This is a genomic window from Janthinobacterium agaricidamnosum, from assembly GCF_003667705.1.
In the GTDB taxonomy this organism is placed as follows: domain Bacteria; phylum Pseudomonadota; class Gammaproteobacteria; order Burkholderiales; family Burkholderiaceae_D; genus Janthinobacterium.
On the sequence record NZ_CP033019.1, the window covers coordinates 2,832,644 to 2,856,226 of the forward strand.

Genomic DNA, 23,583 nt, shown 5'->3' on the forward strand with positions numbered 1-23,583 from the left:
CATGACAAGGGAGAAAAAGCGGGCGGGTAACGCCGGCGTGTAGATCGTAGCGAGCGGCGTAACCAATTATGTCTGGCGCTATCGGCAAATGTACAACACACGCGGCCAAAATGGCACGAAAGCAGGTCTGACACAGGATAACCTTATATTATCCTGCTTCAATTTCAAGGAAAAGTTGAGCTTGAATTTCGAGAAAAATGGTATGTAATTACATGGTATGTAATCCATCATCTTATTTCGTGGAGACGCCATGGCCCGCGCCGGACTGTATCAATCGAATATCAAAAAAGCTCGCGATGCGTTGCTGGCGCAAGGGCGCTACCCGTCGGTTGACGCCGTTCGCGTAGCGTTGGGAAACACCGGCTCCAAAACCACCATCCACAAGTACCTCAAGGAGCTGGAAACCGAGGACGGCGGCGGCGACGGCAAGCGCACCTCGGTAAGTGAAGCTTTGCAAGATCTGGTGGAGCGACTGGCCGCGCGGCTGCAGCAGGAGGCTGAGGAGCGGGTAGCAGCGGTCCGTGTCGATTCCGATGCGAAGGCTGCCGAGCATGCGGCGTCGCTGCAAGGTATCCAAAATGAGAATTCGCGGCTACGGGCTCGCGCGCTGGAACTGGAGATCTCCCTGCAGGAACAGATGGCGGCGCTCGTTGTCAGCCACGCCGATCATCAAAGGGAGTCGACCATGCGCCAGGTCACCGAACAGCAGGTGTCAGACCTCCAGCAGCGCCTTGCCGAGAATGAGGCGCACCGCCAATCGCTGGAGGAAAAACACCAGCACGCGCGCCAAGCGCTGGAGCACTATCGCCAGTCGGTAAAGGAGCAGCGGGAAGCCGACATCCGACGCCACGAACAGCAGATCCAGCAAGTGCAGGCCGAACTGCGGCAGGCACAGCAGACGATCGCCGTGAAACAGGACGAAACGACCCGTCTGAACCAGGAAGGGGCGAAGCTGGTGGCGGATCTGTCCTACACGAAACTGGGCCTGTATGAGCAGTTGACGCAGAACCGTAAGCTGGAGCAGAAAATCGACACGCTGCAATCGCTGCACGTACATGCCGCCGATACTGAGCACCAACTTGCCAGCAAAATTGCCGAGGCGAAATTGCTGGCTGAACAGTTGAGGGACGCCAACAACGGTATGGCGCCGCTGAAGGCGCAGGTCAGCGAGCTGGAGTTCATGTTCGCGCAGGCCAACGCCAAGGTTCAGGCGCAGGAGCAAATCGGCGAGCAGTTGCGAGCCTACCTCGACAAGATCGCAGCCACCCCAGCAACCTCAAAGGCAGACCACTGAGTATCCGTCTATGATCAATGCCAGAATGCCAATTATATAATCGTTTTTTGAGAAAAGGACCTTTTTGTAATCGTTTTTGAGTCAAATTAATTGTTTTTTGCGTGCTTATGTCGATCAGTATCAGTCCATTCAGCGGCCGGCTAGCCGCAGCACCCACGCTGCAGTTGGATTGGCGGACATTTCACTGTGCCGTATGAACAGAAGACGCAACAGTCGCCGGCCTTCGGCCTCAACACGATGGCGCAGCCCGTACATTCATAATAGAACTGGCACGCATCGGTAGGCATGACTTCCTGCTTGCTTAGTCCGCAGTGCGGGCAGATCAGGGTCGATGTGAGAATTGCCTCGGCCATGGCGTTACTTCCCGACCGTGGACGGGAAGCCCGCATCGGCGGTCGCCTTGGTCAGCAGCGCGATATTGGCCTTGTCCGCATCCAGATGCACCGTTGCGGTCTTGTGCTCGAAATCGATCTTCACATCGCTCACACCTGGAACCTGCTCCAGCGCTTTTTTGACGGTGATCGGGCATGCCGGACAAGTCATATTCTGGATATTGAGGGTGACGGTTTTCAGCGAACTGGCGAAAACCGATCCAGCCAGTAGCAGCGAGAAAATGAAGGTGGGGATGCGCATAGAATATCCTTTCAATAGAACAGCGGGGCATACAAGGGGAATGCCAGCAGCAGTATCACTGGCAACGTAACGAGCCAGTACAGGATGCGTTGGCTCCTGATGACTCGATCTGCAGCGCACGCTTCACCCGGCGCGCAGGCGCGTCGGCGCACATAGAGATTGTAGAAGGCCAGGCCGAGAAGCAGCAGCGTCAGGCCGGTGAAATAAGGACTGTACAGCTCAAATGCGATAAGGCGCGACGCCCAACCACCGCCGACGCCAAGCATCAGCAGGACGAGCGGGCCGGCGCAGCATGCGGATGCGCCAAGCGCCGCCAATACCCCAGCGGCCAGAGTGCCTTTCGTTCCGATCGTCATGGCGATTCCAATTGGTTTTACACGAGAATAGGATAAACTCCGTACATAGATACGGAGTCAAGTGCATGATCGAGAAAATGACCATCGGCCGTTTGGCCGGCGCCGCCGGCGTGAACGTGGAAACAATCCGGTTTTACCAGCGTAGCGGGCTAATCGACGAACCGGCGCGGCCGCACGGAGGCTACCGGACCTATGGAGAAGAAGACATTCGTCGGATTCGGTTCATCAAGCGCGCGCAGCTACTTGGCTTCACGCTCGATGAAATTACGAGCTTGCTCAAACTGGAAGGTTCGCTGGCCTGCGTCGGCACGCGCAATCTGGCTGCCAGGAAGCTTGCCATGGTGGAGTCCAAATTGGCCGATCTGCAGACGATCAAAATCGCTCTCACAGGCATGGTTGCACGGTGCGACAACGAGGAACGGGACGAATGCTGCCCAATCATTCAGGCGCTGATCAACGACTGAAATGCAAATCCTTGTAGCCCAGACACGAAAAGCCGTTGCGGCCGAGCTGTACTACCATAATGCCATCTTATGATAAGGACCTTCGAAACAAAAGTTGGGTGCAGATCACTTGGCGTTTTCTTAAAAGGACTTTTGTGAGAGCGAGAATCTATCTTGTCGATGATGCATTAGTTGCGGACTGCGAAAGCGGCCTTCGTTTATCGCACTCTGATGCCACTGAACTGGCTGATCTTCTTTGGACAAACGATGTGACATCGGAAGAAGTATCCATGATTGACTGGCATGAGGACGTAGAGCGTGCCCCTCTAACCGGGCACAAGATAGCCGTCTATCAGCGTCTACGCCTGCATGAGCAATCATTGGAGTGACAGCCGGCTTGGCGCACGGGCAGGAGTTGATTAAGTAGCACAGCGGGAGTGCTCAAAATGCTGTCGGCGCAGATGTAGATTGGATAGAGCACAGGACCCACGACATAAAAGACTATCCATTTATAAAAAAACATCAATGGGCGACTATTGTATCCACTGCGGATAGAGAATTGTGTCGATTTACTATTTCTTTCCATGTAATCATTAGCTTAGTTAGCTTTTCGCGAAAAAAACCGCAATCCCGGCCGACCCTCGTATAGCCGTCGCCTGCGACCAGACGGCTTGCCAGCGCCCATCGCGCCATTCGTAGCTATCCATATGCCAGTAGCGGGCGCGCGGCACGGCGTGGCCGCCGAAGATGATTTCCAGTTGCGCCGAGTAACGCAGGATGGCGGCCGTGCCGTACAGGCGCACGCTGATCGCGTCCGGCTCCCAGCTCAGATAGCGCATGTGGCCGGAGGCGATGGCGCCCAGGTAGTGTTCCCGTGACAGCATGCTGCCGATGGGCGTGATCAGCTGGAAGTCGTCGGCATGCAGGGCGCGCGCCGCCTGCGTATCGGCGGCCACGAGGGCGCGCAAACGGCTGCGTTCCGTATGGCGCAGCAGGTCCATCTGCTGTTCTTCAGTCGGTGCGGCATTGAAATCGTGCATCGCAGTCCTGTTCGGGTAGGTAATTGACATTTTGACGGTTTTTGTCCAAAAGTCATGTTGACACTATATGCTCAAAGTGTCAACATGACTGGATGACGACCGATACCCTGAAAAGCCAGCTCATCCTCGATGCGGCCCTGGCCGTGTTTTGCCGCTACGGCTACCGCAAGACGTCCATGCTCGACATCGCGCAGGCGGCCGGCATGTCGCGCGCGGCGCTGTATTTGCACTTCAAGAACAAGGAAGACGTGTTCCGCGCCGGCTCCGAACGGGCCCATGCCACCGTGATGGCGCACGTGGCGGCGGCGATGGCCGAGCCCGGTCCCGTTCTTGCGCGCATCGAAACGGCACTGCTGGCATTCCAGCAAGGCTTGATGGCGGAAATTTCCGACAGCGCCCACGGACAGGAATTGTTCGACGCCAACATGACCCTGGCCGCCGACATCACCTTGACGGCGCGGGCAACCTTGGTGGCGTCGCTGGCCGGCGCGCTGGAACAGGCCGAAGCGGCAGGCGACATTGCGCTGCGCCGGGTGGACGCGACTGCCGCGCAAGTGGCCGCCTTGCTGGTGGCCACCATGGATGGCATCAAGCACACGCAGGGGGGAGGGGAGGCGTTTCGCCACGGCATTGCGCTGCAGATGCGCGTGCTGGGCGCGGCGGTGCTGCGCATGTGAGCGGCAAAGCCCGCATGCGCAGTCGGGCAATGCCGCTTACGGCAAGGTTTTCAGGACATTCTTCGTCGGCACGGAGAAGTTATAGCCGTCGTGGCGGTCCCAGTTAATTGACCACGTCATCACGCCGCGGAAGTCCGGATACGCCTGCAGAGGCTTGATGGTGCCGCAGTTGAGCAGGCGCGTCAGGCAATTCAGGGCGTTGCTGACGTCGGCATTCGTCGTGAAACCGGAACCAGCCGAGCTGCGGCCCGATGGCACGCCGAAGCCCACCTGGTCCGGACGCAAGCCGGCGAAGGTGTTGCCGCCATAGTTAAAACCCTCGATCAGCATGCGCGCCGTGGCCACCAGCTGGTCGGCCGAGCCCGCCTTGATGGCACCCGTGGCGTACGGCGTGTAGATGTCGCCGTTGTTGTAGTACTGCGGGTGCAGCACCGTCAGCTCGCTGCGCAAGGCATTGATGATGGGAATGTAGGCGCCCCAGATGCTGCCGTAGCTCGTGTAGCCCCCTTCCACGTACACCCATTCCGGCGCCATCGACAAATAAAAGCTGCTGCCGACCTTGGCTTTCAGGTTTTTCACGGCGATCGGCAAGTAGGTCTGAATGGCCGCGCCCTGCGCCACGCCGTTTTCCAGGTCCAGGTCGATGCCGTCGAAACCATACTTGGTGATGATGGCGTACAGGCTGTTGGTGAAATTCGTCGCTTCGGCCGTGTTGCCGACGGAAACGGAACCGTTTTGCCCGCCCAGCGACAGGATGACTTTCTTGCCTTTCGCCCGCTTGGCGGCCACGTCGGCGATGAATTGCGCTTCCGTGCCCGCACCCGGATCGATGGTCAGGCTGACATTGCCGCCGCCCGCGTTGTCGCCGAACGAGACGACGATCACGTCCCAGTCGTCGCTGACCTGGCTGATCGGATACGTCGCGCCGCTGGGGTTGGTGAAGTTATGCCAGTAGCCAATCAGCGCGTGCTTCGCCAGGCCGGTCGGCGTCGGAGTTGGTGTCGGCGTTGGGGTTGGGGTAGGAGTTGGCGTTGGTGTTGGGGTAGGCGTCGGTGTCGGTGTCGGGGTGGGCGTAGGCCTTGGGGTAGGAGTCGGTGTCGGCGTACCGCAGTCTCCCACCACCGTCCAGGGCTGGCCGCTGCCGGCGCCGCCGCTGCTGGTCGACGGGTTATTGCCTTGCGTCCACCAGTTGGCCGTGTAGTTGACGTTGTTGTAACTGGCCTTGCCGCCGCCGTTGTAGGCGGTGCCGCTGTTCCATGGCGTGTAGCAGGCGACCGCTTCGGTGGCGCCGGCCAGCAGCTGGCTTGCTCCTGCGCTGGAGCCGTCGCCCCCGCCGCAAGCGGCCAACGTCCCGCCGAAGAGGGTAAGGATGAGGGTATTCATGACTGTCCGGTTCATTGCGTCTCCTTGTGTATTTTTTTCATGGCCCAGCCGGTTTATCACCGTCCGATTTTTCAGAGTGCAAGCATTGCAGGTGGTAGTCAACTGGTTTTATTGTTTGTGCAAGATCACAATACCAGTTGCGGACTTTCCCCTTCGGATGGGCGATGCGGGCCATACCAGTGCCTGTTTTCCGGTGCGCTGGTATGGTGCCAGGAATGGTGCCGGGAGCAGGGCGGGGAAGGGAGGATGACTCTCTCAGCGGCTGCGGTATTGTTTCCTGGCGCAAATCGGCATGCGGCACGCGGCACATCCAGCAGCGACAGAAAGCGGCAGCAATGCACTAAAAGAAGCGCCGGGCGTGGATGCGAGTGAGTCATGCGGGTCTCCTGATTGCTTATCCAATGTTGAGACTTCTCATTCAACATAGTCGGCAAGCACTTGATTTCATTGAAATTACACGGGCAGCAATCTACCATGAGACCAGGCGATGGGCTGGCACTCATGGAGCGTTTTGTCTTTTTTTCAAGCGCGCCGTGTTCCTTTCGTCGAAGAAAGGCTGTAACTTCCTGCATGGCAGCGTGCCATGACGAAAACGATAACGATGAAAAAGATATTGATACTGGGTGCAGGCGGACAGGTGGCGCAGTGGGTCATCCGCGCCTTCGCGGGCCGTAAAGACTTCGCCTTGACGCTGTTGCTGCGCAATCCCGGCAAGCTGCCAACGCCAGTCCCGGCCAACAGCAGCGTGCTGGCCGGTGACGTGCTGGACCAGGCTTTGCTGCGGCAAACGATGCCCGGTCACGACGTGGTCTACGCCAATCTGGTGGGCGACGACATGGAACACCAGGCCAACAGTATCATTGCCGCCATGCGGGCCTCGGGCGTCGAACGCCTGATTTTCGTCCTGTCGATGGGCATCTACGATGAAGTTCCCGGCAAATTCGGCGAGTGGAACAACGCCATGCTGGCCGAAGACCTGAAACCATTCCGCCGCGCCGCCGACGCCATCGAAGCATCGGGCCTGGCATACACCATCGTGCGCCCAGCCTGGATGACGAACGAAGACGAAGTCGACTACGAACTGACCACGCGCCGCGCGCCATTCAAAGGCACCGTGGTCTCGCGCCGGAGCGTGGCAGACCTGATCGCCAGCATCATCGAAACGCCAGACCTGCACCGGCACGCCAACCTGGGCGTGAACAAACCGAACACGGACGGGGACAAGCCGTATTTCATGTAGCTGGTGCGCCGCCGGCAACAGCGGCGCGCAAAGGGCCAAAATCGCATTTGCGATTGTATAAGTTGCAAAACGGGGGATTTGACAAATCCGTCCATAACTTCGCATAATTTATATTATGTCAAATTATGGACGGAGGTGGGCGATACTTTTAGTACATTCGTTCGTTTGCACAAAGTTGTTCCCGAAATTTGCATAAATTTGTTCCTACCCCCCTAGCAGCAAATAGTAAGCCCACACAATTCTCTACTCTCTGTGGACACAATAGTCTCTCATCGATAGTTTTTTCATAAATGGATAGAGTTCAACATTGCGGCTGTCCGCGGCCATGCCGACATGGTTTCGGCCCATTCGTGAAACTCTCTCGCAAGCATACGCTCTTGATCACCGCCTTCATCCATAGCCCTACTGTAAACTCCTCGCATATTGGACCGTTCTGTGAACACACCACGTTCACGAGCCGTTCGATGACCGACCTTACTGATTCGTGTGGCCATGCATTTTCCTTCTTGCTTAAGGGATCTTTTCTGGAGCAATATCCTGTCTCTTGCGCAACTCATCGAAGGCCCGCTCGATGATGTAAATGGATATGGTCATATGCCCACGTTGCCGCCGATTCATCAAGTACCATGAGAAATCTTGCAATTCGCTCGGGAGATGCTCCCTCGCCAGATAACTTATCTGCGGTATCCATGTAAATTGGTGGTGACGAATGTATATTTTTCAAATATCCTGAGCACGACGCTTAATAAGATTTTGCACACTCACCATTCAGAACCAAGAGAGGTTTCGTTGTCCACTTTGCTTAAAACAATTGTAGATGGTATTCGGGAGGACTTTGGTCAGCCAGTCAGCCTAATGCGCCTTCTCGCCGAACATCCAGAAATACGGGTTTCGTTGGATGATCCACCTCCCTGTATTGCCGCTGAAAGCATCGTGCAATGGCATAAGTTGGGCCAGGTTCCATATACAGACTACTCCCGCCGTAAACACGGTACGCTGATGGGGTGGAAATTGCATGACAAATACCACTACAGCGGTTTCACTTTGAATCGTCCAGAATACGAACACATTGGGAAGCAGGAAGTCATTGAGCACTGGACTTGCGACATAGCCGACGTGCATGGATTCTCAGCATCAAAGTCCGAACTTCGACAATTTTCCAGCACCGATGAGATGGTCGAAACCAATTCAAGCGAAATGATCGATGTGGTCACGCACGAGAAGTTGGCCAAAAACCTCGCTCACAGCGAGATTCGAATTATTCATTCCCCAGGGAGCGACTATTTTGGACGCTATCGTTGGGACAACCGTCTGTTCTTGATGAACAGCGGTGGTTCACATCACTTCGCCGCAGCAAAGTACATCGCCACTCGTCTTTCTGAGTCGGTTCCGCTTCAGGGTAAGCTCTATACTTATTCGTTGAATTTAGATGCAATTACATCGCTTTGTCGTGATTACGAGATGTTCGTCATCTCTGATGAAACGACCGTCTCACTGCGGTTTCATGACGCAATGAAAGCCTTCAGGGCAACATGGTTATGGCACTACATGCCCCGTCCATTTAAAAATGCCAAAGCGATTTTGCTGCCTAAAAACGAGCGTCGTTCGCTAAAAGTTGCCGCTGTGCTTCGACAAGCGGGCGTGGTCGATTTGGGGCAACACCTTATCGGCCTTGCGTCCAAGCAGTTGATCCACTGAGCAATCGACTTCTAATACGTTGCAGGCCATACTTGGCGGTACGCGACAGCACTTGGCTTAGCCAAATGTTACTCTAATGATTGCTCATAGAGGCGTAGACGTTGATATATGGCCACCTTGTGCCCGGATAGTGGAGCATGTTCTGCGTCCTCATGCCAGTCGATCATAGAAATTTCTGACGATGTCACATCGTTCAACCCAAGCAGATCAGCTAGTTGAGCGGCGTCAGCGTGTGATAAACGGAGTCCGTCTTCGCGCTCCGCAACTAGCACGCCTTCAGCAAGATGAATTATGGCTCTCACGAAATCCTTTTTAGGCATGCGACCAGTGATGCTTAACCGGCCTCTCGGTTATAGCGTGGATGGTTCATTGCTTCGTACTTAAACTATTCAGAAAACACTCCTCTTCCACGTGCCATTTTACACCTCCGGCAGCGACACTAGAACATTGTGGCTACCCACAATTACTCATCCCGCTTGCTTCGCCCAATGACGCGCTCGGCCTCATGGTCATACTCTGCGGCGAGATCTCGTAGAGTGGACGCGAACCGCATAAAGCCCGCGTTCTCCACAGCTTCCGCACGTGTCCGGTATTTTTCGGCTAATCCACGCTCAGGGGCACCGGTGGGGTCAACCCAGTGCGCACCCCGCGAGTTATACAACTGAATCCGAAAACCGTCACGCAAAGTCTCTGCGTCAGGTGCATCCAGGATAGCAGCCACAACCTTATGAATCCACAGCCCAGATGGATCCTCTGGTGCATGGGTCAAGACACGGCCGAACATATCCAATGAAATGCCGAGATGTCCCGTTCTAGTTGCATTCTCCCGCATGGCCTGTGACCATTCGATTAACGCTGCACCGTTAAATCTTCCATCACGTGATCCTGGGACCACCTTCCAGTTACTCAGCAAACGATATGCGTTGGTGGCAATATTTTGCTGTGAAGGGGAAGCCTCCTCAATGGGTTTTTCTTCCTCCTCCGGCCCGAAAACCAGGCGAATCATGTCACAGAATGTATTGGAGTTCTCTGCCATCTCCGATTCGATTGTTTTCGGCGAAACACCTAGATGATGTTCAAGGAGCGGCAGATACACCCATTCTATGCGCGCCAGTTCGCTTTGGTCAGTGCCCTTGGTTTCTTGAAGAAGTGCTATCAACTTAATGGACGAATGCTCCTCCAACTGATGTTGTGGCTCTGACGAATTCACCGCCGCGAGAAGAGCCTTGGCCACTTGGGCATGGTCGATCTTCTTGTGCTGGTGATGAAGCTGATACAGGCAGCTGATAGCCGTGCGGGGCCTGTCATACTGGAGTAATTTATCAATCGCATCATGGCTTCCTTCGTCCGCTTCGTACATGTTGGCATCTGCGATGCGCCAATACAGTTCTTGGTCTTCCCCCAAGACCACGTCGGCCCTTTGCCAAGTTGGCAGAGTGAATGGGAAAAGGGACAGGAATTCGGCCGCATCTGGTTTCGTCCACTGCGCAAAGCCCTGTTTGTCGATCCATTCCCATTTAGCCAGTGTGAAGCGTGACCAGGCATAGCCGCTCGCAAACTGGTATCGGACGCTATGTCTGTCGCTCAAGAAAGCAGGGAATACGCGCGCGTCCAGATGCTCGTCCGCCTCTGCTCCATAAGCCAGGCCGACCTGCCGAGGCGACTTTGTAGATTCCGCAAACCGGACAACCGATTCAAAGCCACCGGATGAGTGGATCTCTGCCACCGCATCTTGGCGGCTTTGTTCCAAAGCCTGACGGGCGGCCTCCCAGTCGTTTTCCGAACTGTAGAGATCAAAATCATTGCCGTTAAATAGCCGACGGTAAAAGATGAGCGGATCCTTTGGCGTGAGCTTGTCCGTCAACCGGGCAATCTGCTCCACTTCTTCCTCTGGCATGGCCCATGCCGCATCTGCGAAACGTCGGTGCTTCCGTACAACGTGGTCCAATGCGGACCAAATGGCAAAGCCAGTTTCGCCGGAAGTGTCCTTCGACACACCCTCTTCGATACTTTGAAACAGCAATTCCTGCACATCTGGTGGCAACACGCCGATTCGGCCAGTAACCTCGATCAGGCGATCAGTGTCGGAACGCGCCATTTCAGTCGCTAGCCGCGCGTATGCCCCAGTCTGATGCCAGTATTCCTCCTCGGACACTCCCTTCTTCCAGTCCTCTGGTATCCAAGAGCGCCATGCAGGACGCCGCGTCCCATCTGATGTGGAATGAGACTCGGGAAAAAGCTTCAACAGCAGTGACCATGCAACCCTGGGTAGGTCCTTGATCAATATTTCGACCGCAGAAATTCGCTTGGGCACATCAGCGCACGTTAAAGGGAGCCACGGCAGCAAAATGGTGCGAAGCGAATTTATTGGGCGGTTGGACCACTTCCCTCCAGGATCCCGCTCGGCCAACTGGGCCAGGCAATGAATTGACCGAATGAACAGATCTGGGGCCCACGCAAGGGTTTCCAGTGCCCACAATAACCCGCTAATGTATGTTCCCCCAGTGAGCGCGCCGTCGCCTTCTTGTTTAAACAGTTCATCAAATGGGCAATCAGTGGCCTGGAGCGAGTCCTCTACCGCCGCTAGAAAAGCACTAGGCGACGCCTCAGCTAGCAAAGGTAGGACATCGTTGAGTGTTGCCCAGTGCTGCCAAGTGGCACCATCCAGGATGTCGCGCACCACACGAGTGGCAATATGGGGGGCTTTGCCAGTTGAACAGGATGTTAATGCAGTCGGTTCGCTGCCAAGCAATGCAAGGAATTCAGACACCCCTAGCCGCAGCGTCGACGAATGCCGATTTGACTTTCCTTTAAAATTGGCAAAATGGCGCTGGTCGGCCGGCAAATCAAGTTCAGGATGCACCTCACGGAGAACTGTGACAGCAACTTGGCCGACGCGCTCAACCTGATCGTCGAATAGCATTGGGCCTAGTGCGAACCAGCCCTCGTAGCGTGCGGCGAAGCGCCATTCGCTTTCCCATTGTTTAAGGGGAGTGCCCGGGCGCAACGCTGCCTGACGGATTGCCGCGATCCACTCCCCGTAGGTCTTTCCCGCGGCGATTCCTACTGCCTGAGTATCCGCGTCGGAGCGCTCGTTCCAAGATCCCAAAAGCATCGCGATGGCCAGTTCTGCCGAAGCCGAGTTCTCCGCCCATTGGGGCATCAAAGAAAGGTTTTGAATACAGCGTAAAAGCGATCCCAGATTCCCTCCACTTTTCTGGGCAAGCGATCGGGCGCGCTCGTCGTTGTAGCCGCCTTTCTCCAGCCCATCTTGGATATGCTGCATTTTGGGCATGGACAAGGGAATACTGGCCGGGTCTGGAATGCCGCCTCGGGGGCCGCCGAATATCACAGCATGCCCTTTGCGTCGTGCCTTCTGGATTAAACGCAACCCCATGTCATTATTCAGGTCGAGTTGCGCGTCAGCAATCAGAATGTGCTTTTCGTCGTAAAGAACAAGCGCTTCCCATGCTGCAGGGCTTGATAAGATCAAGCACCGCCCCATTGCATCGGCCTTGGTTTCTGCATCAAATGTCGAGATATATGCCGAGATGAAGTCGACAACTTGATCGGGATAATGGGTCTCCAGCTTCAGCTGCGTCAGCTTATCATCGATTACTTCTTGCAATTTAACGCAGGCATCTCCCCTGTTGGCGAGAAATAGCTCGCTGACCAGGGCCGGAGGCTCGCCAATTGAGCGCGTTAGATCCCAGCGCTCCTCCGCAGTTTCAATGTCGTGCATTGGCATGCCGCGCATCGTTTGAAGCAACCATTTTTCCACCGCTGGAAACTTGCGAATCCAGTCCAGCAGCACGGTTCCATCGATCACGCGTACCTCGCGCCACTCCTCTTGATTTCGACGCTTAGACAGCCAATCAAGCTGAGCTTCAGGTTTCCACGAACCCTCCCATCCTCGTCGTCCAGAAAATGGCGTGACAAATACAAAGGTCGCCGCCTTGCGAACATCTTCAGGCGTCGCTTCTTTCAGGCTTTTGTAATCTGACGTAGCCTTCGCTCCAGCATCTAGATTGGTACCGATTTCCCAGTAAGAATCACCGTCTGGCACGAAGGGATCGAAACCCAGATCAACACGTAGTTTTCCATCGGGGCCGTGCTGCCCGATACTGTCGCCCAGCGGGAAACGGCGCTCCCGTGGTTTTGGCACAGATGCAGCAACTATACGCCAAACCAGTTCCACGATGACACCTTGTGCGTCCCGGGCATTGCCTCGGACCCAGTCATCGAGTAAATTTTCAGTGAGCAACAAGTGGTAGTCTCCCAGGAGTGGAAAAAGCCAGCGTGATGGTTAACCGCGAAAAGCGTGCGCGCCAAGTTTCTACTAAAAAAGATTTTACTAGAGTTGCCAAGGAAATAGAGATAACTTTAGGTAAGCGTTCAGTAAAAGTGGCCGATGATCTTCGACTACATCGAGATGCTCTACGATCCGAAGCGTCGTCATGGCGTCAACAACAAGCAGCCACCGGTGAATTACGAAAATCACTATTTTGAGTGGCTCGAGAGAGTCTAGTGAACCCGTGGCAATTCAGTTAAAGGCATTGGAGCATCCGTAATTAGTCGATGCGACCGATGAATATCGGAGTTCCGTTCAGCCTATACGTTCGGATGGATTACGAATCAATTCAAATAATAAAGCGAGCACCCACACGGCCCTATTCACCAGCGTCTACGCCTACATGGACTCCCATTGTAGTGACTGCAACTCGCGCCGCGTGCTTGCCTAACCTATCAACAATAAGATGAATGTCTAGTCTTGTATGGACACTTTGGATGATGCTTGGAATTTTCGAACCGAGGCAACAAAAGGAGAGTTCTGGCGCAAAGCAGCTGCGTGAGGCGACCGTTCTTCCAAAATGGAAGCCGCGTCATTAGGATGCTTGAGAAGTTCTCGCCAAGCATAAATATAGTCTCTGCTACAGAGTGAACTCTTTTCCCATCGTTCTACCTGGAGGTTGGCTAAAAAGATAATTTCGCTCACAATCGGAGCCGCTGCCGTACGAAGGGCTAATGCAACTGGCGCATGCTTTGCAAGACGACGTTCATCAATATCCAAGAACGCTTTACTGTTGTGTTGAATTTGTGAATTGCCGACCATAATGCCATCTCAGACCGCTATGTATATAGCTAAGAATTCACCGATAACTTCAGCATAGCACATGTTTTGCTTAAAAATGATGCACCACCCCGACAAAGTAGAGGGTTGGATATGCCGTCGATCTCAACTCAATCAGGTTGCGGATTACGGCCACGCAACTCACAAATAATTTGCTGCTGTGAAACCAACGTTGCCTGCGCCGTCCCAAGTGCCGCTTCCAACGTGCGTGATTGGTTTGACAGCACCTCTGTTTGCGCTGCCGCCTGAGTCAGCTGTTCCTCAAGAGCCTCTATCCGACGCTCGCTGCTGGCGACTTGCACCAACATTACTCCGACCTGGTGTTCGGCACTTTGGCTGGCGGCAAGCTGCTCGGTTAATCGACGCCCTGCTGCCTGCTCATCATATAACGACTTTTCAACCTGCAAGAGCGCAGCAACCAGCCGTGCACCTTCCTGATTGAGGTGCGTCGCTTCTTCCTGCTTTTGCACAAGAGTATGTTGCTGTTGCCGTAGCTCTGCTTGAACTTGTTGTAGCTGTTGCTCGTGGCGCCGGAGATCCTGGTCTCGCTGCTCTTTGACGGATTGCCTGTAGTGTTCTAAAGAATTGCGTGCATGTGTATGTTTTTCTTCCAGTGATTGTCGGTGCGCCTCATTTTCGGCCAGGCGCTCCTGGAGGCCAATCACCTGCTGTTGTGCGGTGTGACGAGAGATAGCTTCTTGTTGCAAGCGGTTACCGGTGTCGGCATGTGCCCGCCCTATTTCCTCGACCTGGTCCTTGGCCAGGCGCAGTTGCTCTTCCAGCGACACCAATTCCTGCCGCAAACCAGCCACAATCACAACATGATCCCTCTCCTTCTCTTTTACAGCTGTCTCGATCACTGAAACGCGTTCATTTGCTTCATCGTGCAACTGCGCCGCCAGCCGCGCCACGATATCCTGCAATGCATCGCTGATAGGCGCCTTTCGTTTATCACGTCCCCCCTCCTCCGCTTCCAATTTTTTCAAATATTTATGGATGGTGGTTTTGGAACCGGTGTTGCCCAGGGCAACGCGCACTGCGTCGACCGACGGATGCCGTCCTTGCGCAAGCAAGGTGTCGCGTGCTTTTTTGACATCAAAATGATAAAGTCCAATACGGGCCATGGCGTGTCGACGAAATAAGATAGGATATTACGTACCATGTAATTACATACCATTTTTGCCGAACTTCAAGAAGAGTTCTTACTTGAAAATGACGCAGGATAATGTATTCTTATCCTGTGCCAAGCCATGTTTTGTGCAGTTTTGACCAGTGCATCTGTACATTTAGTCTGAAAGCCAGACAAACGCGGCACCGCTCCTTTACCAACGACCACGTCACGGCCCTTGTCCACATTCCTTCAGCTTTGCTTGCCATGTCTGATATCGATCGCTTCCTGCAGGCCGCCACACGCGAAAATACCCGGCAGAGCTATCAAAGCGCTATCCGCGACTTCGAGGTGGAATGGGGCGGGTTTTTACCCGCCACGCCTGACAGCATTGCGCGCTACTTGGCCAATCGCGCCGACAAACATGCCGTTAACACCTTGCGTCAGCGTTTGGCTGCACTGGCCAAGTGGCATCTCGATCAAGGCTTTCCAGATCCGACCAAGGCATCCGTGATACGCCAGGTCTTGCGTGGCATCCAGACCTTGTACCCGGCCCAGGAAAAGCGGGCAAAACCCTTTCAAATCGATCAACTCAAGCTAGTCGATCGCTGGTTGACGGCTAATGCGGACTCCGCGCAATCCCATGGAGACTTGGCCTCCGAACTGCGATACCGCCGCAACAAAGCGTTGTTTCTGCTGGGTTTCTGGCGCGGGTTTCGCGGGGATGAGCTGACCCGCGTGCAGATCGAGCATGTCCATGTCACTCCAGGTGAAGGGATGACTTGCTTTTTACCACGCACCAAAAGTGATCGCCAGCTCAAAGGCGGCAATTTCAAGGTGCCGTTGCTATCATGCTTATGCCCTGTCACCGCTTATGAGGAATGGATCGCTGCAGCGAGATTGACGGCTGGACCGGTGTTCCGTGCCGTTGATCGCTGGGCCAACATCAGCGCTAACGGCCTAAATATCGATAGCTTGGTACCGCTCCTGCGTAATATCCTGCAGGATGCTGGCGTGGATGCGCCTGAGTTGTACAGCGCCCACTCGCTACGCCGCGGCTTTGCCAGTTGGGCAACCGCGAATGGGTGGGATCTGATAACGCTGATGGAGCATGTGGGCTGGAAAAATGCCCAGTCCGCCATGCGCTACATAGATCGGGAAGATCCCTTTAACCAGCGCCGTATCGAGCATGCCCTGCTTCCTACTCAAGGCAAGTGACAGGTTCTCGCCGGCACGTCAATAATCTGGTACCGCTCAACTACTTCGGCCTGCTTCACTGGCAGCCCGCTTCGACGGTGAACGCAAAGCGACGGTAACGGATGATTCACTATGGCGATCGGTGTGGCAATGCCGAACTGACCTTTCTCTTCTGGCGCATCGACTAGCACATCTATACAGAGGCGCTGGCCGGGCAACGGCCCCGGTAGGTTTGCATATTCATCCAGTCAGGCTCTCATATAACGGCGTGCTCGCAGAAGATTCTTTACGCGGCGGCCATTTCCTTGTGTACTCATTCGGTTGGGAATCACTTATGGTGCCACGAAGACGGCTCCAGTGTGGATTGCTTCAACGTCAAAAAGATCAAGCTGACGTATGTGCTCCGCTGCCTGCTCAGGATTGGCCGTGAAAAGAACAACCGCGAGGTCTTTCAACGCCCTCGTGCAACTCACATAGAAAAGACGGCGCGTTCGATCCATGGTTGTTTCTTCGCCTGCATCTATATGTTTTCGGTCGTTATCTGACGGTTCCTTAAGGCCTAGGTATTTTTCGTAGGAGAACTGGAAGTGGCTACTTTCAGCATCATCCAAGACGACAAGTACCCTATCGAACTCGGCTCCTTTGATGCCTTGCTGAGTCCAAAAAGGTGACCGTTCCGAGATATAGGTATGGTATGACAAAAGCTGGCTAGCAGGGCACGCTAGAAAAGCATCCATTGAGGCCATTTCCTTGTCGGACTCATCGTCTTCTTGAACGTCGTCGTCATTGTCCGCGCCTTTTTCGGGCTCAGGCGGCACAGGAACAGCTGCATTTGGGTCCAAGTACGATACTAACCGAGGGTCGAGGATCAATAACTCAGCGACATGTACCTGTCTCAGAAGAGCGCCGATCGTTACTCCGGAATCCCCCGCTATGCCTTCTGCGATCGAAGCGATAAGGTCACCAAGTACTTTAAGACGCTCAGCTACGCTTACCTCGACAAGGGAATCTTTATCGAGAAGAAGTGAATATTCCCGAATAAGTCGCATCACTTCAAGCTGTCGGCCACGAGTGTGAGCGATAGCGATCGGGATCAAAAACTTTACACATGCCGAAATAGGCCACGCAGATCCGTCTAAAAAACCGTCTTTGAACGCCAATGGAGCTTTGGAGTTGAGCGCAGCGTAGAGGTCTCCAAATCCTAACCGCCTTGCGGCCATATTGTGAACAATGACAAGAAGCTTGACGCGCGCTTGGTCGTCATCACCTGATTGCCAATGGTCATCACCGGTTCGTGCCGCCATCCATTCGCGTACTCGAACCAGATTCGCGTCCCGTGTATCATCCGCAGGGAAAATGAAAAGGTGCGCTGAACCTTCAGGGGTTGGAACGATGCCGTCTGGGCCTAGACGTTGGCCAGGGGTTTGAACTAGGTCATCACCATCACGACGAATGGCATTCGCGAGCTTCAGAACTTTAGTTGAGCACCGAAAATTTTCAGGTTTCGGAATGTCAGCCCAAGTGGGTTCTGCTTCAACCTGTCCGGTCCCCGTAGCGTAGATACGTTGCATCGGATCCCCAAAGAAGCCGAGACAAAATGTGACTTCGGGTTCACGCTCGACGGTCTTCAAAGCTTCCACGACCTCGGTGGTCGTGTCTTGGCTTTCGTCGACAAATACGAAAGGGAACTGGCGCGCGAGAAGGACTCGGAAGAGAGGGCGTTCGGCAATCAGATAGGGTACGAGCTTCAGAATTTCATCATGGCCCAGAATCCCCTTTGCGTAGTTACTACCTGTTCCGTATCGGAAACCTTTGACTGCAGCGATCCGCCCCGACTGCCGATGGAGGCGTTCTATATCTCGGGTGTCCTTATCCTTCGTCCGTTGCTGAACCCTGGGACCATAGGCTGCCTGCTTTTCTTCAAGAGCCTCAATTTTTTCCACGATGCGCCCAGACACCCAAACGCGAATGTCGTTCTGGAAAGGCTTAGCCAGCAGCCACATGAAGCTGTGGATTGTAGAAACGTGAACCAGAGGGTCACTGCCGACGTCCCGCCAGATCTCTCCGGCCGCAATCTCGGTGTAGGTAATGCAGGCAACGCGTTGACGGGTCTTCTTAAGCTTATCGCCGTGCATTTGGATAATTGATGACAGGCCTTTAATCAGCGACGTAGTTTTTCCAGAGCCAGCACCAGCCTTCATGATGAAACTGCGAGGTGGCACGTTTCCAAGGCAGTTTCGCAGATCGATGTCGGCCTGTGTGTCCGGCTTATTCGCTCGGCTATTCATGCTCGCCCCTTATCGCGACATCTTCTTCAGCGATGAGGATGGCGTCGGGCAGCACGGTCTCAAGTTCGATACGTATTTCGTCCTTCAGCCAGACAAGCCCATCACGGATGTAAGCCGGTACATGCCAGGCTTCTTCGTCTTCAGTGAGAACGGCAAGCGCAAACTTCGTTTTGTCGAAGCTCTTCCGCGAAACCTTCTCATGAAGGCCTTTGGCAAGAGCAACAGGACTAGCGGCTCCGCCCTTCACAATTAGGCCCAGAGGCTTCCTCGCAATGGCCTGGGACCAGTCGGGGTTTTCGAGGCCAAAGTCCTCCTCTAACGTACGCCCGCAGAGGGTTTCTGCGGCTCCGTTCCAAGTGATAGCCCGTTCAGTCTGATAGGCCACGCGAACCTTCGCATCGTCTTCGAGCACATGAATTTTGTCTGCTTCAGATGCGTTACGCAAATCTTCGATTGTGAACTTCCCCGGAAGCCATTTGATGAGGGTCTGATTCGAAGTTGCAGCGTCCGGTTCGCTGGGCAAACAAGCCTTGCCATACTTCTTCTTGGGTGCTGGAACCATAGCCTCATCGACTGGATCTTGCCCATTGTCTTGGGCCTGCACTGCAGCATCGTCTTCGGCGTCGTGTGGAACCTCGAACTCTTCGACTTCCTCGTCGTCGACGGCCGCAGGTGCCACAAGGGCAACACTATCAATATCAGTAATGATCAGGGTTGTCAGACCAAGAAATTCTATAAGCGACTGGAAGCGGTGCCCAAAGGCACCGCCGACCTCCAAAATGCATAGACAAGCTGAGCGGAGAGTCTTCGCGCTCTTTCGAATCATGACAGGGAGGAGCAATCTCTCAACGTTGCCTTCAACGAGAATAGCTGCATCTGAGAAAAATAGATCACAGTGTGTCAGCTTCAGATATCGTTCCAGAAAATCACGATCATCTGGCTGGTTTTTATAGAATGCCGATAGGTTTAGAACTTCCGTCAACTGTTCCTTGCCAACTTTCTTGCGTCGGAAGTAGCGGATCGGCTTGAAGCCTCGCTCGTAAAGGATGTGCGGCGAGTGGGTCGTGATGACCATCTGGCTGCCAAAAATACTTCCATCGTCGCCCTCTATATTCAGAAGCTCAAGAATATTTCGTATGAAGACCTGTTGGAGTTGGGCGTGAAGATGGGCCTCTGGTTCCTCCACAAAAAGCAGGTGCAATGGTGGGCGATCGTCCATCGTAGCCCACCTGGCTTGAGAGTCGAGAATCTCTACGACCATGTAGATCAAATTCTTGAAGCCAAGCCCGTTATAACTGTCTGGAAGGGTATTGGTGTCTTCGCCTTCTCCGATCTGATAGTGAACCCGCGCGTCTTGGCTCATGACGTGGGCGGGGTCTAGCGCCGACATTATCTTCAGGCGCGGGTTATTGACGCCCGGATAGCCAAGCTTGGCGAGCCGATCAAGCGTTGGCTTGAATACCCCATCCAGGTGAATGTTGAGCGCTTGCTCAGATTCGAACAGAGCCTTGAGGGCTATGTGATCGTCTTGCCTCTGATTAAGGTTTCGCTTGTAAAAACGGCTCAATCGCTTTGACAGGTCTTCTGATCTGCTGCCTGCTTCCGGATTAGGATCAGCAAGGTGTCGCTGAGCACCAAGATTGTCGATATGAATAAGAGATTTTAGAATCGTTCCGCCACCTGGCTCTCCGCCTAGTTCATCTGGAATGTAACCGCCGATCTCGCGGAAGGTCTCATCGAATTGCGTGCGATCCAAGATGAAGTAGCGGAGCTCATATTCGCTCTTGAGCTCGCGCTGGAGATAGTCCGTCATGGAGCGAGGCCAAGGGATATATTGTGATTCGGGCGGCAGTTCCGCTGCCTGCCCAGCACCTTTAACCTTAGCTTCTTGGAAATTTCGGATGAGGTTAATGGGGCTTCTAGCGGTTAGGGAAACTCGGATGCCGACCTTGGTTCCCTCCCATGCTGTACTCGGAAGCAAGGGAATCACTAGATAGAGGTCTGGCGCCGCAACCTCGAACCAGAGATCAAGATCTATGCTTGGAAGCGTGAAACCCTTGGGTATCGGGGCGGCCAAGTTGATATTTGCAGCTTCATCGAAAATCTTCCAGCACGATGAGCTGAAATCATAGAGACTGAAACGATCCCGTCCGCCCGTGACGAAAGCATGGATCGCCTGAGTTGCCGACGTTTTTCCACTGTTATTCGATCCTACAAATATTGAGATGTCGTCAGCCAGCTCAATATGAGCATCTTTCAGGCGTCGAAAGTTTCTGAGGCGATACGAGTGAAGATGCACGAAAAATCCTCCGCTAATTTTTGAAATTACATAGAAAGCCATATTCGCCGAAAGATAGCGGAGCGTTCGCGTTTTGCTAGAGTCAATATCCAGTTCTACCTGTAGTAGCTAACTCATTCAAATTAATAATAAGCGAAATAACACATCAGTGCGTCTCCGTTTCTCGGACCGCGCTGTTCCAAGTTCGCTTTTCGCTCATCCTTGGCGGAATTGGCTATCTCCAGCCTTTCACATCCCTGACGCCCAGCTTCGGGCCTTCGCGCTTCGCTTGCGGGCGATCCGCACAAAGGGACGGCCGTTGCCTGTCCAACCATCTTTCTTTACCTCATTACCTTGCTTGCGACTGTAGCCTGCGGCCGTGTGCTGCCAAGGCGCGCAGGGTCGTGTCCTCGGCTTCACCTAGAGGCCGCTTCGCCGCTCAGCACCGTACCTGATGCGAATACGCTTCGTATCATTGCTTTGCCGCTCGGTAAGGTTCGCGGCCCTTGCTTGTTAGGGGCACTGTTGATGGTTTCATGAATGATCGTGCCGATGATGAATGTCTGGATAATGGGGATGTGCATGGCGCAGCGGCACATGCTGATGCGCGTGCACATGTGGCTCCTTGCCGTCCCAACCATCCTCGTGGGTATGCTGATGATGGGCGTCGTGGCTGTGTGCATGCGTGTGTAACAGCGGCTCGTGCTCGTGATCGTGCTCATGCTTTTCCGTCAAATGCAGCCAGATGCCTGCGGCCATCAGTGCCGCGGCTAGCCAGAATAGCAGTCCGGGTATCTCGCCCAGCATGAACAGCGAGATGACGGCCCCGACAAACGGTGCCGCCGAAAAATAAGCGCCCGTGCGGGCAGTTCCCAGGTGGCGCAACGCCAGCACGAACATCACCAGGCTCAAGCCATAGCCGCAAAAACCGACCAGTCCGGCGCTCAGGGAAATGGTGACGCTGGGCAAGGAATAACCGAGGGCCAGGGCAATGGCCAGGTTGACGGAACCGGCCACCAGACCCTTCAAGGCGGCAATCTGCAAAGCATCGCTGGCCGACACCTTGCGCGTCAGGTTGTTGTCGATGCCCCAGCACAGGCAGGCGCCGACAATGGCGATCGCCCCCCAAGGCACGCCAAGCTTGGGCACTTGTTCCCACGACAGCAGGATGCCGGCGGCGACAATCAGCAGCATGCCGATGAAAATGCGGCGGTCGAAATTTTCCTTGAAGACGAACCAGGCCAACATCGCTGTGAGCACGCCCTCGATATTGAGCAGCAGCGATGCCGATGAGGCTGGCGTGAGCGTCAGGCCAAACATCAGCAGGACCGGCCCCGCAATCCCGCCGAAAGCGATCGCCCCCGCGAGCCAGGGCAGATCCGCAGCCGTCAGCGTGGCGGGTTTGTCCTGATTGTTACGGGTGAGCACCGCGCGCGCCAGGAAGCAGGCCAGCAGGCCCAGCCCGCTGCCTAGGTACAGGATACCGGCCAGGGTCACCGGAGCGACCTGCCCTACCAGCGTTTTGGCAAAGGGCGTGCTGGCGCCAAACAGGGCTGCCGCCAGCAAGGCGTACACGACGCCCTGATGCGCACCCTGCCCGGGTAAAGATGATAAAGATGCCATGCGATGCTTTCGTGGGGTGTTTTTTTATCCTGGCTGCCAGTATGCACGATCCGACACACGCTGGCAGCGCCTTCCTCATTGCGGCCCGGTGAGGGGCCGCATGGTGGCTTACTTGGCGACCAGCTCGGCCTTGACCGTGTTCTTGTCCGCGAAGGTGATGCTGGCCTGGGCTCGGGTGCCGGCGGCCAACGGCGCCGCCGTCTTGCCGACCATCGTATTGTCGGCGCCAGGCTGCAATACGACGTCAGTCTTGGTGCCGCCCGAGATAATCGTCAACACACCCGTTGCGCCGGCGGTCGCATAGTTCTTGCCCGCGCTTTTGGCATACACCGTGGCTCCCGTCTTACCGCCCTTCAGTTCGAGCTTGATCTGCGCTGGCGCCTCATCATGGTCGTGGTCGGTGTGGGCCCACGCACCAGGTGCGGCCGAAACAAACAACAAGGCAGCCAACGTCAACATAACTTTTTTCATGTAATTCTCCATGGATGCGGCGATTTTGGTCGGCCTCGCCGCGATAAGCCGTCGTGCTTATACGCAGCACCGTGTGACTGGTGCCGCGCACTGAAACCAGCGGTACTAATTACTTCTTGTAAATGTCAGCGTAAAAACCACTGGAGCGCAGGACCAAGGTCACCGGCTCGGCCGATTTGTTTTTCCAGTACCAGCCGTGCACGCCTGTAAAGGGCGCGATGAGCGAGCCGCTGGAGCTGCTCACGCCCTTGTCGGCGATAAAGCTCTCGAACTCGTCTTCCCGCGCGTTGACCGGTTCGCCATGAAAATCATGGTTGACCACGGCGCCACCCTTCGTTTCCCAGGAATAAATCAGCGTTGCGCCCTTGGCCAAGTGGGTTTTGACTTCCAGGCCTTTACCGGGCGCCAGCGTAATTTCCTGCTCGTCCGAGCGATATGGCACCGTTTGCTTGGCGGCAATCGTGAGTGCGCGCGCCTCGCCGGGCGCTGCTACCTGCGAGCCCTGCGCTGCGGGTGCGCTGTCGGCGGCGGTCGCCGGGCGATGCAAGGTGGTCAAGCCCAGCGCCTTGCCGATTCCAGTCGGATCGATGCCATATTCGGCAGGCAGGATCGCAACGGTCAGAATGAGGCCGGCAACCACGGCCGCCAGGCCGGTACCGCGCAACAGTTCTTTTTTTGCGACCGAAATGCCGCCGTTCATTGGTGTGGATGTCATGGGTCGTG

At 54.9% G+C, this 23,583-nt stretch carries 20 protein-coding genes; 7 read left to right on the forward strand and 13 right to left on the reverse strand.

The annotated features are described in order from the left end of the window. Nucleotides 1–250 precede the first annotated feature (250 nt). Nucleotides 251–1,294 (forward strand): DNA-binding protein, encoded by a 1,044-nt coding sequence (locus tag D9M09_RS12695; RefSeq protein ID WP_121669449.1) that lies wholly within the window; start codon nt 251–253, stop codon nt 1,292–1,294. A 140-nt stretch (nt 1,295–1,434) separates the two neighbouring features. Here the strand turns inward: D9M09_RS12695 and D9M09_RS29635 are convergent, their stop codons facing one another. The 3 genes from D9M09_RS29635 to D9M09_RS12710 are packed head-to-tail and all read right to left on the reverse strand — an operon-like array spanning nt 1,435 to nt 2,283. Continuing rightward, nucleotides 1,435–1,647: a GDCCVxC domain-containing (seleno)protein gene (locus D9M09_RS29635; RefSeq protein ID WP_121669450.1), complete on the reverse strand. Its 213-nt coding sequence runs from the start codon at nt 1,645–1,647 to the stop codon at nt 1,435–1,437. Nucleotides 1,648–1,651: 4 nt separating this feature from the next. Then, nucleotides 1,652–1,927 (reverse strand): mercury resistance system periplasmic binding protein MerP, encoded by a 276-nt coding sequence (merP, locus tag D9M09_RS12705; RefSeq protein ID WP_121669451.1) that lies wholly within the window; start codon nt 1,925–1,927, stop codon nt 1,652–1,654. 11 nt (nt 1,928–1,938) lie between these two features. Next, on the reverse strand, nt 1,939–2,283 hold the full coding sequence (locus D9M09_RS12710; RefSeq protein ID WP_121669452.1) for a mercuric transporter MerT family protein: 345 nt from the start codon (nt 2,281–2,283) through the stop codon (nt 1,939–1,941). Nucleotides 2,284–2,348: 65 nt separating this feature from the next. Here D9M09_RS12710 and merR point away from each other — a divergent pair, with 65 nt between their 5' ends. Next, nucleotides 2,349–2,747, forward strand: a complete 399-nt coding sequence (merR, locus tag D9M09_RS12715) for an Hg(II)-responsive transcriptional regulator (RefSeq protein ID WP_121669453.1) — start codon at nt 2,349–2,351, stop codon at nt 2,745–2,747. Between the two features lie 581 nt (nt 2,748–3,328). Here merR and D9M09_RS12720 read toward each other — a convergent pair. Further along, nucleotides 3,329–3,766 (reverse strand): nuclear transport factor 2 family protein, encoded by a 438-nt coding sequence (locus D9M09_RS12720; RefSeq protein WP_121669454.1) that lies wholly within the window; start codon nt 3,764–3,766, stop codon nt 3,329–3,331. Between the two features lie 92 nt (nt 3,767–3,858). On the opposite strand from D9M09_RS12720, the gene D9M09_RS12725 reads away from it, so the two are divergent. Beyond that, a complete protein-coding gene (locus D9M09_RS12725) occupies nt 3,859–4,443 on the forward strand; it encodes a TetR/AcrR family transcriptional regulator (protein WP_121669455.1) in 585 nt (194 codons plus the stop codon). A gap of 36 nt (nt 4,444–4,479) precedes the next feature. Here D9M09_RS12725 and D9M09_RS12730 read toward each other — a convergent pair whose 3' ends face one another. Further along, complete coding sequence (locus D9M09_RS12730) at nt 4,480–5,826, reverse strand: chitinase (RefSeq protein ID WP_240453629.1); 1,347 nt, start codon at nt 5,824–5,826, stop codon at nt 4,480–4,482. 583 nt (nt 5,827–6,409) lie between these two features. On the opposite strand from D9M09_RS12730, the gene D9M09_RS12735 reads away from it, so the two are divergent. Together D9M09_RS12735 and D9M09_RS12740 are read left to right on the forward strand one after the other, a co-directional pair. Continuing rightward, nucleotides 6,410–7,066, forward strand: a complete 657-nt coding sequence (locus tag D9M09_RS12735) for an SDR family oxidoreductase (protein ID WP_240453630.1) — start codon at nt 6,410–6,412, stop codon at nt 7,064–7,066. 789 nt (nt 7,067–7,855) lie between these two features. Next, a complete protein-coding gene (locus D9M09_RS12740; protein WP_205602357.1) occupies nt 7,856–8,764 on the forward strand; it encodes a DUF6685 family protein in 909 nt (302 codons plus the stop codon). Nucleotides 8,765–9,227: 463 nt separating this feature from the next. On the opposite strand, the gene D9M09_RS12745 is transcribed toward D9M09_RS12740, so the two are convergent. Next, on the reverse strand, nt 9,228–13,031 hold the full coding sequence (locus D9M09_RS12745) for a hypothetical protein (RefSeq protein ID WP_162995656.1): 3,804 nt from the start codon (nt 13,029–13,031) through the stop codon (nt 9,228–9,230). A 17-nt stretch (nt 13,032–13,048) separates the two neighbouring features. Between D9M09_RS12745 and D9M09_RS28955 the strand changes: the two genes are divergently transcribed. Further along, on the forward strand, nt 13,049–13,273 hold the full coding sequence (locus D9M09_RS28955; protein ID WP_162995657.1) for a hypothetical protein: 225 nt from the start codon (nt 13,049–13,051) through the stop codon (nt 13,271–13,273). 256 nt (nt 13,274–13,529) lie between these two features. Here D9M09_RS28955 and D9M09_RS28960 read toward each other — a convergent pair whose 3' ends face one another. Next, nucleotides 13,530–13,877 (reverse strand): hypothetical protein, encoded by a 348-nt coding sequence (locus tag D9M09_RS28960; protein ID WP_162995658.1) that lies wholly within the window; start codon nt 13,875–13,877, stop codon nt 13,530–13,532. A gap of 128 nt (nt 13,878–14,005) precedes the next feature. Further along, entirely contained in the window at nt 14,006–15,019 is a 1,014-nt protein-coding gene (locus D9M09_RS12750) for a DNA-binding protein (protein ID WP_121669457.1), read from the reverse strand. Between the two features lie 251 nt (nt 15,020–15,270). On the opposite strand from D9M09_RS12750, the gene D9M09_RS12755 reads away from it, so the two are divergent. Continuing rightward, nucleotides 15,271–16,221 (forward strand): site-specific integrase, encoded by a 951-nt coding sequence (locus D9M09_RS12755; protein WP_121669458.1) that lies wholly within the window; start codon nt 15,271–15,273, stop codon nt 16,219–16,221. Between the two features lie 311 nt (nt 16,222–16,532). Here the strand turns inward: D9M09_RS12755 and D9M09_RS12760 are convergent, their stop codons facing one another. The 5 genes from D9M09_RS12760 to D9M09_RS12780 form a co-directional block, all read right to left on the reverse strand. Next, nucleotides 16,533–18,488 (reverse strand): UvrD-helicase domain-containing protein, encoded by a 1,956-nt coding sequence (locus tag D9M09_RS12760; RefSeq protein WP_121669459.1) that lies wholly within the window; start codon nt 18,486–18,488, stop codon nt 16,533–16,535. Next, nucleotides 18,481–20,829, reverse strand: a complete 2,349-nt coding sequence (locus D9M09_RS12765; RefSeq protein WP_240453631.1) for an AAA family ATPase — start codon at nt 20,827–20,829, stop codon at nt 18,481–18,483. The genes D9M09_RS12760 and D9M09_RS12765 overlap by 8 nt, the downstream gene beginning before the upstream one ends. A 471-nt stretch (nt 20,830–21,300) precedes the next feature. Further along, the gene (locus D9M09_RS12770; RefSeq protein ID WP_121669460.1) at nt 21,301–22,389 is read right to left on the reverse strand and encodes a DMT family transporter; all 1,089 of its coding nucleotides are present in this window, start codon (nt 22,387–22,389) and stop codon (nt 21,301–21,303) included. A gap of 108 nt (nt 22,390–22,497) precedes the next feature. Continuing rightward, entirely contained in the window at nt 22,498–22,860 is a 363-nt protein-coding gene (locus D9M09_RS12775) for a hypothetical protein (RefSeq protein ID WP_162995659.1), read from the reverse strand. A 109-nt stretch (nt 22,861–22,969) separates the two neighbouring features. Next, a complete protein-coding gene (locus D9M09_RS12780) occupies nt 22,970–23,575 on the reverse strand; it encodes a hypothetical protein (RefSeq protein WP_162995660.1) in 606 nt (201 codons plus the stop codon). Nucleotides 23,576–23,583: the final 8 nt, after the last annotated feature.